We start from the raw sequence: 15,366 nt of genomic DNA on the forward strand, positions 1-15,366 counted from the left end.
TATAACACTCAATGTACAACAACGGCAGTTTCCTCAAGGCAATTCCTTACAAGATAACTGACAAACAAGCTAAATAAATGGATCGTCAATACCATATCAATGCATATTGATAACAACAATAAGGAGGATACTGAACCTTTTAGCCTAAGCCCTTGACTAAATAACCTCCTCCGTAGATTCTGCTAAAAGGTTTTTCAGCTCTAGCTGCCTTAATCTTTCACTCGTTTCAATTGTCTATAAAAGCAGTTATGCGGTACTATCATATAAAGGTCCAATGTTTAAAAATAATGTCATACTTTTAAATTCACCTTATCATGCACATGCTCATAAATAGGGGTTTATTCTAAAAAGGGGATGGACGGTTTTGGAAAGCAAGTACCTAGATCTACTCGCACAAAAATACGATTGTGAAGAAAAAGTGGTAACAGAAATCATCAATTTGAAAGCGATACTGAACCTGCCAAAAGGCACCGAGCATTTTGTCAGTGATCTGCACGGGGAGTATCAGGCATTCCAGCACGTGCTGCGCAATGGTTCAGGACGTGTCAAAGAGAAGATACGCGATATTTTCAGCGGTGTCATTTACGATAGAGAAATTGATGAATTAGCAGCATTGGTCTATTATCCGGAAGACAAACTGAAATTAATCAAACATGACTTTGATGCGAAAGAAGCGTTAAACGAGTGGTATAAAGAAACGATTCATCGAATGATTAAGCTCGTTTCATATTGCTCCTCCAAGTATACCCGCTCCAAATTACGCAAAGCACTGCCTGCCCAATTTGCTTATATTACGGAGGAGCTGTTATACAAAACAGAACAAGCTGGCAACAAGGAGCAATATTACTCCGAAATCATTGATCAGATCATTGAACTTGGCCAAGCCGATAAGCTGATCACCGGTCTTGCTTACAGCGTTCAGCGGCTGGTGGTCGACCATCTGCATGTGGTCGGCGATATTTACGACCGCGGACCGCAGCCGGATAGAATTATGGAAGAACTGATCAACTATCATTCTGTCGATATTCAGTGGGGAAATCACGATGTCCTTTGGATCGGCGCCTATGCCGGTTCCAAAGTGTGTCTGGCCAATATTATCCGCATCTGTGCCCGCTACGACAACCTGGATATTATTGAGGACGTGTACGGCATCAACCTGAGACCACTGCTGAACCTGGCCGAAAAATATTATGATGATAATCCAGCGTTTCGCCCAAAAGCAGACGAAAACAGACCGGAAGAAGAGATTAAGCAAATCACAAAAATCCATCAAGCGATTGCGATGATCCAATTCAAGCTTGAGAGCCCGATTATCAAAAGACGACCGAACTTTAATATGGAAGAACGATTGTTATTAGAGAAAATTGACTATGATAAAAATGAAATCACGCTGCACGGAAAAACATATCAACTGGAAAACACCTGCTTTGCGACAATCAATCCGGAACAGCCAGATCAGCTACTAGAAGAAGAAGCAGAAGTCATAGACAAGCTGCTATTCTCTGTCCAGCATTCCGAAAAGCTGGGCCGCCATATGAATTTTATGATGAAAAAAGGCAGCCTTTATTTAAAATATAACGGCAACCTATTAATTCACGGCTGTATTCCCGTCGATGAAAACGGCAATATGGAAACGATGATGATTGAGGATAAACCGTATGCGGGCCGTGAGCTGCTTGATGTATTTGAACGGTTCTTGCGGGAAGCGTTTGCCCATCCGGAAGAAACCGATGACCTGGCGACTGATATGGCATGGTATTTATGGACAGGCGAGTACTCCTCCCTCTTCGGAAAACGCGCCATGACAACCTTTGAGCGGTATTTTATCAAAGAAAAGGAAACGCATAAAGAAAAGAAAAATCCGTATTACTATTTACGCGAAGACGAGGCAACCTGCCGAAACATCCTGGCAGAATTCGGCCTCAATCCAGATCATGGCCATATCATCAACGGCCATACACCCGTAAAAGAAATCGAAGGAGAAGACCCCATCAAAGCAAACGGAAAAATGATCGTCATCGACGGCGGCTTCTCCAAAGCCTACCAATCCACAACAGGCATCGCCGGCTACACGCTGCTATACAACTCCTACGGCATGCAGCTCGTCGCCCATAAACACTTCAACTCCAAGGCAGAAGTCCTAAGCACCGGAACCGACGTCTTAACGGTGAAACGATTAGTGGACAAAGAGCTTGAGCGAAAGAAAGTGAAGGAAACGAATGTGGGTGAGGAATTGCTGCAGGAAGTTGCGATTTTGGAGAGTTTGCGGGAGTATCGGTATATGAAGTGAGGGTATGGGTTCAGAGGTTAGATATACTCACTTAAAAAAGATGGAAAGATGAAACAAAAAATCTTTTACCTTTAGAGAAACACAAAGTAAAATTTAATTTACGCACCCAAATTGAATACAATCAAAAAAGAGCTTGACTAAGACTCCAAGCTCTTTTTCGATTGTTTGAACATTTACTAATGAAAAAATTTAACAATTACGCTATATGATTTACTAAAAAATGTCCTTTTATTATCTTATATTCAATATTCTAGTCACTGATAAGTATGACTAAATTAATTCTCCTTCAATCAATCAAGGGGAGATAAAACTAAATCCTCTAACCAATAATGAAGTTCCTCTAAAACTTCATTTTCTCCAATTGTGTTAATTTCTCCATTCTCTTCTATTTTAGGAAAAAGCTTAATATACAAGAGTGGTTCAACAGTTTTCTTTACTTTTTTACCTTTTTCGCTTCCGTATAAACAAATGACTTGATACACCACTTGGCCCCTTTGAGACTTTCTGTTGGACCCTAAGTAAAAAAAGTTATAATAACTAGTTAATTGTTGATATGTAGTTGTGGCATAATCATTATTATGCATATTAGCTAATTTTCTGAACTTTGCATCAAAAATTAAACTGCTCCTAAACAGTAAATCACCATTTTCTTGCTTTTCATATAAGTCCAGTTTGATATCCGGCCTTTTCTTTTCCTGTCCCGCAAAAAATAATTCTCCCTTTTCTTCAGCTGAAAATTTATCGCCATGGTACTTATCATACCAACAATGAATGATAGCTTTTTCATTTTCTAATTCGAAGAATGTGCCCGGTGGAATAAGGCTTTGATGATAAAGCTCAACAAAATTAGGCTCAAACCCTTTTTTAATCCTAAATCCGATTTTTTTAAGACAATCAATGACAGTAAACAAACAAAAATATTCATAAATCTGCCAAAAGGGTTTAAGTATCTTTACAATTTGTTTGTTGTCACCTTTTGCTTGTTGAAAAAGTTTTGATTTATCGTAAATACTGTTCAACTGATAATAATTGTTATTTTTTAGAACTGGCTTAATTTTTCCACGATCAATTTCTTTCAGAAATGAATTATTCAATAAATAAACCATTCGGCTAAAAATAGAACTTAATTTTGCTATCCAAAAGTCTTGTTTTTCTAGAATTCCTTTATGTTTTTGAATCTCCTTTTCTATAATCGAAATTTGTGAACTGATATCAATTTTCGTTGTTGTCGAAACTTCTCTTCTAGTGTTTAAATAATCTTTTCTTTCATACAAAGAAAAGACTTTATTTTCTAAAGAATAAAGTTTCTTTTGTACAATGACGCGACTCTTAGAAATTGTTTTGATAACATGGTTTAGATCTGAACTCCAATTCGACAAGATATTTTTCATCCAGCGGTTCGCACTTTGGTTGTAATTCACTTTCTTTACCTGATTATAATAATAGGTTTCTTCTCCAATACCACTATTCTTTGCAATTCCCTTATTTGTAGTACTCCATTTAATAGATCGTCTATTCACCTTACCGGGAGTTAAACTGACTTCATTACTGCTGATTATATGAGATAGTGGCAAATTTTCTAAAGACAATAAAAAATAGTAGATGGTTTCCTTTTGGCTAGTCATATATCTTGCATAATCATAATACCAATTCGATAGAGTTTTATCTTCCTGATCCATTAAACTCTCATTGCTGGAGATTAAATCATAGATCATTCCTTCAATTTTTGATTCCAGATAATGATGAATAGAATTAACTTGCTCCGTTGAAAGATACAAAGGTCTTACAAAAAACCCGACTGTATAGGTTTGTCCCTTGTAATAAACATGAATGAGATATGTTCCCATTCTCCATGGAAAGATATCGTCACCATGATTATAAATCCAGTTCAAAGTTGGTTCTAAAGTAAGTGGATACACATGTTTTTTTTGTGTATCTGAAGAATCATATAAAGAAGTTTGAATTTCGATTCTAGCGTCCTGATCAAAATGTTCAAGAGAATCAGCAAAAAATTTGATCCCTGTATTTAATCCCTCATAGAGTTCGATGTAGGAATCTTGTTTTATATAAGCATCATATGGGTAAATTTCTGTAAAAGTCTTATCGCCCATATCGTATCGATTTTTATGATTGATAGCAATTGTAATAGGCAATTCCTTACCATTACAAAGTATAGCCATTTCGAATCAACTCTTTCGCTTTTTGCTTTAGGTAGGCCATAGATTTTTCAAATTTAAGCCCTTCGTATTTTGTCAATATAATACCTATTTCCCCGTCCTTTTCATTAGGTTTACCTTCGTTGTCTTGTTTAAAAACAAGACTTTCGATTTGATCACGGTAACCTCGAATTTTTGACAATATCCTTTGTTTAATCTGGTAATCAAAAGCTACATCCCGGGAAAGAAGTTCGTTGTCATCCTCATCATATGGAACATTAGTAAGATACTGAGAAATTGCCTTTACAATTCGAAATGATACACCTGTTTGTGAATCATAATTACTTATTTGTTCGTGAATTTCATCCAAAATCTTTAATTCTACATCTTCTAAGGATAATAAACCTTTCGATTGTTTAATCCATGATCTATAAATTTGGGAGCTTATATTAAAAGGAAGGACTACTGAATCTCCTTCTTCCAACTGCTCTTTTTGTTCCTCTTCGTAAATTTTCGCTTCCAAAAATCCTTTTTTCTCTAAAATTAATACATTGGAACGGTCTAAAAGTCGATTTGAAAATTCCTTCCCAGTCTCATCAAAATTAGCTGTACCTACAAATAAAACATTTTCTCCAATTTCGATTCCACCGCAGTATTCTTCTTGACGACACATAGCTTTATCACTAAACAGCTTTAATTTTCTTTTACCAATAGGTGCTTCCAAAATAGAAATAAAGTCACTGAAATAATGTTCGACTTGACCCAGATTCATTTCGTCAAAAATAACCATGAACATTTTATCTTTTTCTTTGTTGGCTTTTAAGAGAAAACTGACCAACCCAGTGTCACTTTCCATATAAATACCTGTTTGTTGATTCAAGAACCCTAGTACATCAGATGGTTCGGTAAAGGCTGGGCTTACAGGGATAAATAATAGGTTATCTCCTTGTTTTAATCCAAGAGCATCTGCGTATAATCTTGCAAGTTCAGATTTACCAGTCCCACTCATTCCGCCTAATATGGTGAATTTACTTGTTTTTAAAGAAATATGTAGATTTTTAAGGTCATTTTTATCATAAATTAAATCTCTTTTTTCAGCTAATAATTCCAGTCTTTCCAAAAACTTGTATTCTGCATAACCATTATGATTCACTTTGTTTTCTGTAACTATTAAATTGGTTTGTTTATGTGCTTTTTCTTGAGTATCATCTTTTTCATGTTGTTTGTAGGATTCTGTAATGATTTCTCCAGATTGATCAATCTCATCAATTAATTCTCCTCTATGAGTTGTTGAAATAAAACAGAGGTCTTTATAAGCTGCCTTGGCCATTGAAAAGTGCCAATTATGCGGCAATGGTACTCGTTTGATTTCTTCTGGTTTCCGGCAAATATAAGTGGTCGTTCTGGCTTTGTATTTTTCTAATACTTCTGAATCCGGAATATGATAAATAAAATTATCACATACAATGAATTCAGGAATATCAAAACTGTGATTATATTGCTCAAGCTCGATTGGTTTTTGGTCTAACAATAATTTTTCAAACCTCCTATGCGAAATCCCCTTTTTATAATGAGGAATAGCTACATAATGGGAAGATTGTTCATCATCATTATCGACCAATACAATATCAAAATTATAATGATACCTTTTCTTTTGGATTTCATAATTTAGTTTAGGTTTAAAGAGAATCAATTTATTTTCGAAGTGTTTTCTAATAAATTCCTCTTTATTCTCAGAAGCCCCATAGTTTTCTCGTTCTAAATAGAGTTTATTACGATTATCAAATGTTATATACACATCCTCGGTTTGTTTTCCTAGTAGCTCATTTAATATGAGAGGTTCATCGGAGCAAGCTTGTACATAAAAAACAATATCTCCTGAGGCTGTATAGCTTACTGCTTTTCCAGGTACAGTATCTGATCTCCGTAAATTAATGTTGTCATCCGCCAGTCTTCCCAGAATGAAACATTCTTCTATTTTTCTTTTTTCTGTAGGTGAAAGTTCTTTTTGTTCAAAGTTCGTCTGCATAAATCAAAACTTCCTTCCTGCTTAAGTATTGAATGATTTCCTGAATATAAAAGGTGATATCATATTGGCCAAGTTCTTCATAACTCAAATGATGTTTTTCTAAAAATTGTTTGAATTCATACCATTCTGTTGCACTAATAAAAGAGGATCTAGTCACAAAAACGGTTTGTTCCTTGTATTGACTACTTGACCTTATATTTTTTTTAAACTTCGTAGGTAAAATTGTTACACTTTCAAAAGGTGTCCCTACAAAATAATCAACATCTTTCGTGACAATAATAAAATTGTTTTCCGTAATGATGCGATAAAATACCATTTGTAGGGGCTCATTCTTATTTAAAACGCTTTCTAATTTATCCACTTTCTTTGTAAGTTCTTCTATATTGACCAATAGATTATTCTCATTTTCAATTTGCCTATTTAAACTGGTAACTAGACTAGAATTTTCTTTTTCTAATCTATTTTTTTCTTCTGTTAATTTTAATAATTTGCTCTCAATGTCCTTCAACTCTGCTTCTTTTTCTTCTGCTGTCTTATTCAATTGTTCTAATTTATGAGCTTGAATGTTAAGAACAGTCGTTTGAATAAGGTCTTTATAGATTTCTTCGTTATATCTCTCTTCTTTTAGCAAAAAAGCAGTCATAATATATACATGTATATTTTTTTTCGTTTTTGCTAAAAAACGAAAAGCAGATTCTTCATCAACAATCAAATCTCTGATTTCAACAAAAACCTTTTCAGAGGATTGCAAAAAGATGTTTCCAAAATCTTTTAGTGTTTCAATATTTTTTTCATGTAGGCTATTAACATCAACTATTTTAGAGATTTTCTCTAGAGGGGTTCTGTTTAATTCTTGTGATAATCCATTAAATATGTAATTTCCTTTATTAGTGTTTTTAACTATCGTATCATAATGTTTCTCAAATTCTTTAGGGAATAATTTATAAGCAATAGAGATAATCTCAAAATTACGTAAATCTTGCTCCAACTCTGCATGAACAGCAAACTCCAAAAATGTAAATTCTGAAATATAAGACCGTTTTTCTATTAAGTCTTTTGCAATATGTAAAAACATATCTTCAAAAGGCAAATAGTCTTTTTTTTTCCCTCTTTTTTTCTGAAATCCATTATTTAAAGCTGTTTTGATAGTGTTTCCTAATAATTTTATAGGTGCACTACTCAAATTACGTTGAAAACCTGTTACTGTTAGTTTAAATTTTTGACAAATATATGCCATATCATTTTTATCTAATAACGATAAGAACCAATCTACGTCAATCACACTTATAGCACTCCCTTTGTAAATTAAAAATTACTTTCAAATTCCTTCTATAAAATTGCAAACGTATTACACTTGTCGTTTGAAAAGTGCAAAAAATCTTCTTATAAAAATTTATAGTTCTTTATGAGCCAATTTCATCTTAGAAATCCCACCTTAAATATAGTTGGTATAACTTAAATTATATTATAATATATGGAATTTCAATATAGAACCTAAAACTCTAGTTTGAAAATAAAGAGTACTAAAAGATTCTATACTTAATGGTTTCTAGCAGCATATATAGATATACTTTAATTATTTAAATGATGCTATTATAAAATACACAAAGTTACTTTGTGTATAGTCATACTCTACATAGGAATCGAGTATAACATAATACAAGTCTAGTACTTCATTATTTAACTTCATCTAACATTCTTCTAAACAGGAATCGTTCTATTCCATCTTCGAATAGCCCATAATCTATATAAATTGACTTAAATACATTAAGAACTCATTTCACAGATGTATAAAAAGAACTATGAAGATTGTTAAACCTCACTTCACTTATGATAAGGCTCCCCACGATTAATCCGAAAAGCCCGATAAATCTGCTCCACCAGAATAAGACGCATTAACTGATGAGGAAACGTCATCTTTGAAAACGACAGCTTCTCGTCCGCTCGCTTCATCACTGCGTCACTCAATCCGAGTGATCCGCCGATGACGAAGGTGACTTTGCTTTTTCCATAAGTAGCCAGCTTATCTATTGTATCGGCTAGTTCTTCGGATGTTTTCATTTTTCCTTCGATGGCGAGGGCGATGACATGGGCGTCGGGGCTGATTTTTGATAGAATGCGGTCGCCTTCTTTGTCTTTTATGATTTTCATGTCCTGGTCGCTTAGGTTTTCCGGCGCTTTTTCGTCCGGGAGTTCGATGATGTCGATTTTTGCGTAGGCCGAAAGTCGTTTGGTGTATTCTTCAATACCTTGCTTGAGGTATTTTTCTTTTAGTTTTCCGATTGTCACAATATTGATATTCACAAGTCATCCCCACTTTAGAAACAAGTTATTCATATATGTTGTCCACAATTGTGGATATCTTTTCTGTATTTTGTGTAAGATCATTCGTTCCCCACTATATATACTGCGGGGTCTCCACATAATTCACAGCCTGTGGATAAACTGTTAGTATGTTCGATTTTTCTGATTTCGGGCGGCAGCTCGTGGTCGTCTATGTACATATCCAGCACGGTTTCGATGTGTTCTTCACAGGAATAATACGTTTGTTTCATGTTCAAATCCTCCGATGGTTTCTTGCGTTTTTGCAAATATTCTCTTCCCAATATAACCTATTTATTCACATGTTAGTAGTGCTTCGGGCTGAGTTTTATCCACAATTCGACAAACAAGCTGTTGATGACTCTATCTCGCTCGTATGTTAGGTTGGATGTAAACAATGTTTGGGGAGGTCTGCGTTTGCGCTTCAAATGGGTTTGGCTTTTTGTGATCATGCTGTTGCTTGCTGGGTGTCAGCCGTCTTATTGGGTGTTAGAGAAGGATCGTATCAGTGAAGGCGGTTCAGAGCTAGAATTATATGCTAATTATCTTCAAATGCATGATGACGTAAAAGGATATCAAGTCTTCACCATTTCAGAAGGCAAAAAAATGGTCGTGGTGTCTCTCGGAAGCAGCGAGAACGACAAACAGCTTGAGATGTCAGACGTCAAATTCTCATCTAAAGAAACGGTTGTAACTGTGACGCGAAAACCCGCTCCCAAGGCAAATGAGAAAAACCCTTATATTCTGATTGGACTGGACAAAATCGAAGGGGATTTAATCGTACAAGACGAATCAGGAGATCGCTTTGAAGAAACAGATGACCAGCAATAAAAGCCGGCGTTCTGAGAACGTCCGGCTTTTTCTTTTACTTCAATGTTCCATGCGGATCGATGACGAATTTTTTGGCTGCGCCTTTGTCGAAGTCGCTGTAGCCTTTTGGCGCGTCGTCCAGAGAAATGACGGTGGCGTTGACTGCTTTTGCGATCTGCGCTCTGCCGCTCAGGATCGCTTTCATCAAATTGCGGTTGTATGTCATGGCGGGTGTTTGTCCGGTGACGAAGGTGTGGGCTTTGGCCCAGCCGAGTCCGAAGCGGATTTTTAGTGAGCCTGTTTTGGCGTCCGCATCCTTTGCGCCGGGATCTTCGGTCACGTATAAGCCTGGAATGCCAAGGCTGCCTCCGACCTGGGTGACGTCCATGATTGAGTTCAGCACGGCGGCAGGCGCTTCTCCTTGATTGCCGTGTCCGGATGCTTCAAAGCCGACACAGTCCACTGCGGCATCAACGGTTGGTTCACCTAGTATTTGTTCAATTTGCTCGCCGAGGCGGTCGTGTTTTTGCACGTTGACCGTTTCACAGCCGAAGCTTCTCGCCTGTGCCAGTCTGTCTTCGTTCAGATCGCCGACAATCACGGTTGAGGCGCCTAGGAGCTGAGCGGAGTGTGCAGCTGCCAAGCCAACAGGCCCCGCTCCCGCGATATAAACGGTTGAACCTGTTTGCACGTCCGCTGTGTAAGCTCCGTGGAAGCCGGTCGGGAAAATGTCGGACAACATGGTCAAATCGAGAATCTTTTCTAACGCCTGTTCTTTATCAGGGAATACCAAAAGCTGAAAATCAGCGTATGGCACCATGACGTATTCAGACTGGCCGCCGACCCAGCCGCCCATATCGACGTAGCCGTAAGCCGATCCCGGCCGGTCCGGATTGACATTCAGGCACACATGCGTTTTCTGCGTTTTGCACATCACACAGCGTCCGCAGGCAATATTGAAAGGAACGGATACGATATCTCCTTTTTTGATAAATTCAACATCACGCCCCGTTTCAATGACTTCTCCCGTAATTTCATGCCCGAGCACCAAGCCTTCTGGCGCCGTTGTGCGGCCTCTGACCATATGCTGGTCGCTTCCGCAAATGTTGGTTGTAATGACTTTGAGAATAACCCCATGCTCACATTTTCGATTCACATTCGCCTTCGGGACGCCGGGCCCGTCCCTCAAGATTAACTCCGGATAACCGATATCCTCCACCGCTACAGTCCCTTTGCCTTTGTACACAACCGCTTTGTTTCCTGTCAACGCCATTCCTCCCATTCATGTGTTTGGACTTTGCGTCCTTGAACATGACTTCGGTTCGGCATGACTCTTTCCCTTTCTCACGCCTGCTTTTTCTGTATTCTTACAACAACAAATATGCCAAGAAAGCAGCCAATAATGGTTCCGCCGATGTCTAAGAAGTCGACTTTACATCCATTTAACAAGAACACAGTAATGGCCGAAACCAGGCAGATCATAACTGCCAGAAGAATAACCCGTTTGGTCTGCATGTAATTCCTCCTTTAGATTCGTTTCTAAACCATACCCAAAATCCTCTGCAAACTTCGGTTCAACAAAAAAAGAGACTTCACACCAGTCTCTTCATAAACAGAGATCACTCAAAAAATTTCCTGAGAAATAATGTGACAATACTTGTTACTAACGCAATCGCCGTATACATAACAACCCAAAATATGAATGAGCTATTGCCCGAAGCTAACGTAACTAACAATATCAAGCTCGTGATAAGAACGATGAGCGGTGCCACCCAAAATCTTTTAAATAAAAAATGACCCGCTATACCAAATACACCTGCGATGATCGGAAAACCAAAAACGATAAATAACACAGCGATGGCTCCCATACTACCCTCCTTGCCTTAAAACCCCTTCATCACCTCAACATCATACAGCTTCAAATGACTCTTCGGCGTCACGATATCCTTTACCTTCCCAATCTCTTTTTCTTTCATTTTCTTTCCGGTTTTCAGACTGTACTGTTCAATGTAGGCAGGCTTGTTATACGTGTATGTGAAGAAATAGAGGCTGCTGCCTTTTTGGGTGATTTCTTTGAAATCGGCTTTCATTTTGTCCTGGGAAAGGGTGAAGGCGATGTTTGTTTTTCCTGTCTTGGCATCGATTTTGTGTACCTTTCCGAAGCCGTCAATGAAATACAGGTTCCCGTCATAAGGAAAAAAGCTGTTTTTAAAGCTGAAGGGCATGGAGCTGTATATCGTTTGTTCGTCGTTTTTGTATTCGGCGATATCGTGCAGCTCTACTTTGCCGCTTTTTTTGTTGATCTTGACCATTTGATAGAGATTGCGGGCTTTTTGGCCGCGAACCATGACATACACAGCTTGATCGTCCACGGCAAGCTGGGATTCGACTGAGGCTCCTTCCCGGTACTGCCATTCCGTTATCTTGTGGTAAGTGAGCTTCCTTTGATCTGCTTGAATCTGAAGGAGCTCATAGCCTTTTTCGTCAGCTGTCGGGACAAGTGCGTAAATGGCGCCGTCATGGAAACCGGAGGCTCGGATGTAGTAGGAGATGACGTCTTTTTTCCACTCACCGTCCATCTGCCGGTACAGCTCTGAGCGGTATCCGTCTCCCTTTTTGTCGTAGCCGGAGTTGTATAAGGTGTAAAAGCCGTCCGTGTTTTGCAGAAAGCCTGCGCTGTCGCCTGTGTGCTGATAGGCTCTTTTATGGGAGCGCAGGCCGTTTTTGATCGTATAAATCGTGTTTTTGTCCTCCAGCATCACGCTGTCACCGTGAACCTTTGCTGAGCCCAGCTCAAGGCCCTTCATCTTAAAGGAAGACAGCGTCCCGTCCTGGCTGATAAACAGGGCGTAGCTTTTCCCGCCGCCAAATGCATCTTGATCCGCAGAGGATGAGAAATACAGCAGGACTTCTTTGTCATCCAGGAAATCGGGGTTTCTGAGATCCTGCTGACTTACGGTTTTATGGCTTTTGAGAGGAGAAATGAAGACAAATAGTGCGATTCCTGCGAGAATCAGCATGGCGATGGTAATCATCCACTTTTTCATATCCTTCTCCTTAGTAAATGGTCATGATGGTTGTCGTATACGAAGAACTTGTGATGTCGCGCGGATACACGCCTAAGCCTCCGTTGCTGTCTATATCAATCCCTGCTTTTAGCAAAAAGGCAGACCATAGGAGCTTTGAACAGTTTTTGGCGCCGTCATGGCCCGTATTTCTGTTATTGACGAAGTTAAATGAGTATGGGTCGCCGACCTTTGATACCGCCCAGTCGGCAGCAGCTGTTTTTTGAGATGAGGATACGCTGACGGTTTGCACAATGGAGTTGTCTTCCACGTCTCTGGCATTATAAGCGATCTGCCTGACGCCGTCGCTCGGGACAGATTCAACAATTTTGTCAGCAGCGGAGTACATGCCGACGTGGCCGTGATTGTAGTAGGCTGTGTAGGAGTTCGTGTAATAGATATTGCCTTTCGCGCTTGTCGGGAGTTTTTTCGTGCCGGACGACCCGCCCATGATAGACATGCCGCTTTCCTTGGCGAGCCGGTCTCCCTCTGCTTTATCAGCCGTGATTTCCTTATAGAACTGTTTTAGGATAATGTCCTGCTTTACGTGCTGCTGTTTGGCAATCTGGCTGGCAGATTTCATGATTTCTTCCGGTGTCGTGCCTGGCTGCAGTGCGGCGATTTCTACAGCATAATTTGTGGTCTTTACGGCTTTGGCGGGAGAAACAAACAGGCCGCCGCACATTGTAAGCGCTACCAAAAACATCGACACTCGTTTCTTCAACTTCATTACATCTCCTCTTTTCTTGTGAGTGTAGGAAAGGTAATTTCCTCACCCACATTATATTAGGAAAATAAGGAAAGTAACTAGGTTATTTACAGAATTTTTAGAAACCATTTACAGAAAAAGGCCTTTATCAGGCCCTTTTCATTAAATCTTCTTGCTCATCACTACGTCTGTTTCTTGAAATCCGGTTTGCTCATATAGCTTTCGCGCCGTCTGATTATGAGCAAAGACATGAAGGGACAGCTTGCGGATTCCCATACTGCGTGCTGCTTGATCTAATGCCGCCAATGCTTGCTTTGCGTAGCCCTTTCCCCGATACGGTTCATATAACCCAAAATCATAAATAAACGCTTCCTGTTGCGGATGTTCCGGTTCAGCATGTATCCAGAGCCAGCCAACGATATCCTTTTCATTCAGCTTGAGGCTCCACAAATGGTGATGGGGTGTTTCCAGCCCTTTCGGGAGCAGATCAGTAAACGCCTGCTTAGACAAAAGCTGTGCATCTTCAGGCATCCATGTTCCCGCTTTTACCTTTTCTTTCGCGTAATGCTTTGTTGTGTATGTGAGATAAGACCGAAATTCTTCTGTCTGCATAGGGCTCAGCATAATTGTCATATCATCTCTCCTTCATATATTGACTAGAGGATTTTACATAAAATAGAAAGAGGTGTTACTATCAGAATAAGCAACTGAGATTGATAAGTCACTAGAGAAAGGAGTTTCACATGAATAAGATCGCACCCGCAGAAATCGCTAGCATGCTCAACGATTGGTACCTTGCTATCAAGAAACATGAAGTTGAAGAGTCCTCCCGTTTATTTGAAGAAGTGAAGCCTTTATTGGATGACATGGAAGAGGATCAGGAGGTGCTGGCCTACTTCTCCTTATTGGAACTGCGCCACAAGGTTTTGCTTCACGAGGCGAGAGGACAGGGCTTTCAGCATGAGGAGCCTTCTCATATGAATGCTACGTCTGACATGCTGAAATATTACTTTTTTCTGTTTGAAGGCATGTATGAGGCCTATAAAAATAATTATGACATTGCCATTGGGCTGTATAAAGATGCAGAGCAGTATCTCGACAACATTCCCGATCCGATTGAAAAAGCCGAATTTCACCTGAAGGTCGGAAAGCTCTATTATAAGCTGGGACAAAATATTGTATCCCTCAATCATACACGGCAAGCGGTCAAAACGTTCAGGGAAGAGACTGATTATAAAAAGAAGCTGGCTTCAGCGCTGATTACCATGTCAGGCAATTTTACAGAGATGAGCCAGTTTGAAGAAGCTGAGGCTTACTTGGACGAAGCAATTCGGATCACGAGTGAATTAGAGGATCATTTTTTTGAAGCCCAGCTTTTGCATAACTTCGGCCTTCTTCATGCGCAAAGCGGCAAATCAGAAGAAGCGGTTTCGAAATTAGAGGAGGCTCTACGGAACGATGAGTATGCCCGCTCCGCCTATTATTATCATTCTGCCTACTTGCTGATACGAGAACTGTTTAAGATCAAAAAGAAAGAACAGGCCTTATCTTATTACCAAGACGTGAAGGAAAAATTGACTGCTGAGCCGAATAGAATATGTGAGGCAAAAATAGACATTTTATATGCCATTTATGCAGAAGGGGGTCATGCGGAAACGTTTCACTTATGCAAACAACATATGGATGACTTGTTGTCCGAGAAAGAGTATGACAGTGTAAGAGAACTTTCCATTTTGGCTGGCGAACGGTATAGGGAACTTGAGCTTTACAAAGAAGCTGCCCACTTTTTTTATGAAGCATTACAGATTGAAGAACTGATTAAACGAACGGAGGTTATATAAATGAAAAGATTTCTGATTGGCGCAGGCGTCGCAGCGGTGATTTTATCAGGTTGGTTTATTGCAGACCATCAAACCCACTCACAGGAAATGAAAGTCGCTGAGAAAATGATTGGATAAATGAAAAACCCCCGCGGGATGCGGGGG

Annotated in this window: 15 protein-coding genes; 4 read left to right on the forward strand and 11 right to left on the reverse strand. The window is 39.3% G+C overall.

What is annotated here, in order from left to right; translation table 11 throughout:
- Positions 1-364: 364 nt before the first annotated feature.
- Positions 365-2,290, forward strand: a complete 1,926-nt coding sequence (fbp, locus tag AC0OMU_RS21415) for a fructose-1,6-bisphosphatase (protein ID WP_474241533.1) — start codon at positions 365-367, stop codon at positions 2,288-2,290.
- 290 nt (positions 2,291-2,580) lie between these two features.
- Here fbp and AC0OMU_RS21420 read toward each other — a convergent pair whose 3' ends face one another.
- The 5 genes from AC0OMU_RS21420 to AC0OMU_RS21440 all read right to left on the reverse strand — a co-directional run bounded on the left by AC0OMU_RS21420 (position 2,581) and on the right by AC0OMU_RS21440 (position 9,030).
- A complete protein-coding gene (locus AC0OMU_RS21420) occupies positions 2,581-4,470 on the reverse strand; it encodes a nuclease domain-containing protein (protein ID WP_474241534.1) in 1,890 nt (629 codons plus the stop codon).
- A complete protein-coding gene (locus AC0OMU_RS21425) occupies positions 4,454-6,475 on the reverse strand; it encodes an McrB family protein (RefSeq protein ID WP_474241535.1) in 2,022 nt (673 codons plus the stop codon). Before AC0OMU_RS21425 ends, AC0OMU_RS21420 begins: the two co-directional genes overlap by 17 nt.
- A complete protein-coding gene (locus tag AC0OMU_RS21430; protein WP_474241536.1) occupies positions 6,459-7,757 on the reverse strand; it encodes a hypothetical protein in 1,299 nt (432 codons plus the stop codon). Before AC0OMU_RS21430 ends, AC0OMU_RS21425 begins: the two co-directional genes overlap by 17 nt.
- Before the next feature lie 542 nt (positions 7,758-8,299).
- On the reverse strand, positions 8,300-8,779 hold the full coding sequence (gene rlmH / locus AC0OMU_RS21435; RefSeq protein ID WP_003226975.1) for a 23S rRNA (pseudouridine(1915)-N(3))-methyltransferase RlmH: 480 nt from the start codon (positions 8,777-8,779) through the stop codon (positions 8,300-8,302).
- Positions 8,780-8,859: 80 nt separating this feature from the next.
- A complete protein-coding gene (locus AC0OMU_RS21440; protein WP_080344249.1) occupies positions 8,860-9,030 on the reverse strand; it encodes a CxxH/CxxC protein in 171 nt (56 codons plus the stop codon).
- Positions 9,031-9,214: 184 nt separating this feature from the next.
- Between AC0OMU_RS21440 and AC0OMU_RS21445 the strand changes: the two genes are divergently transcribed.
- Positions 9,215-9,628 carry a hypothetical protein gene (locus AC0OMU_RS21445; RefSeq protein WP_181220352.1) on the forward strand — a complete coding sequence of 138 codons (414 nt, stop codon included), beginning with the start codon at positions 9,215-9,217 and terminating at the stop codon, positions 9,626-9,628.
- Between the two features lie 34 nt (positions 9,629-9,662).
- Here the strand turns inward: AC0OMU_RS21445 and fdhA are convergent, their stop codons facing one another.
- The 6 genes from fdhA to AC0OMU_RS21475 form a co-directional block, all read right to left on the reverse strand.
- Positions 9,663-10,889, reverse strand: a complete 1,227-nt coding sequence (gene fdhA / locus AC0OMU_RS21450) for a formaldehyde dehydrogenase, glutathione-independent (protein ID WP_474241540.1) — start codon at positions 10,887-10,889, stop codon at positions 9,663-9,665.
- A gap of 62 nt (positions 10,890-10,951) precedes the next feature.
- A complete protein-coding gene (locus AC0OMU_RS21455; RefSeq protein WP_124047775.1) occupies positions 10,952-11,122 on the reverse strand; it encodes a hypothetical protein in 171 nt (56 codons plus the stop codon).
- Positions 11,123-11,226: 104 nt separating this feature from the next.
- A complete protein-coding gene (locus tag AC0OMU_RS21460) occupies positions 11,227-11,475 on the reverse strand; it encodes a DUF2651 family protein (RefSeq protein WP_181220354.1) in 249 nt (82 codons plus the stop codon).
- A gap of 15 nt (positions 11,476-11,490) precedes the next feature.
- Positions 11,491-12,654, reverse strand: coding sequence for a hypothetical protein (locus tag AC0OMU_RS21465; protein WP_474241542.1), 1,164 nt, complete (start codon positions 12,652-12,654; stop codon positions 11,491-11,493).
- Positions 12,655-12,664: 10 nt separating this feature from the next.
- The gene (locus tag AC0OMU_RS21470; protein WP_474241544.1) at positions 12,665-13,402 is read right to left on the reverse strand and encodes a YiiX/YebB-like N1pC/P60 family cysteine hydrolase; all 738 of its coding nucleotides are present in this window, start codon (positions 13,400-13,402) and stop codon (positions 12,665-12,667) included.
- Positions 13,403-13,543: 141 nt separating this feature from the next.
- A complete protein-coding gene (locus AC0OMU_RS21475; RefSeq protein WP_064671695.1) occupies positions 13,544-14,014 on the reverse strand; it encodes a GNAT family N-acetyltransferase in 471 nt (156 codons plus the stop codon).
- 110 nt (positions 14,015-14,124) lie between these two features.
- Between AC0OMU_RS21475 and rapG the strand changes: the two genes are divergently transcribed.
- Both rapG and AC0OMU_RS21485 read left to right on the forward strand, forming a co-directional pair.
- Complete coding sequence (gene rapG, locus AC0OMU_RS21480) at positions 14,125-15,222, forward strand: response regulator aspartate phosphatase RapG (RefSeq protein WP_017695778.1); 1,098 nt, start codon at positions 14,125-14,127, stop codon at positions 15,220-15,222.
- The gene (locus AC0OMU_RS21485) at positions 15,223-15,339 is read left to right on the forward strand and encodes a Phr family secreted Rap phosphatase inhibitor (protein ID WP_003226961.1); all 117 of its coding nucleotides are present in this window, start codon (positions 15,223-15,225) and stop codon (positions 15,337-15,339) included. It abuts the gene before it with no gap.
- The last annotated feature ends 27 nt before the right edge of the window (positions 15,340-15,366 follow it).

The organism is Bacillus sp. FAU18, assembly GCF_056033885.1.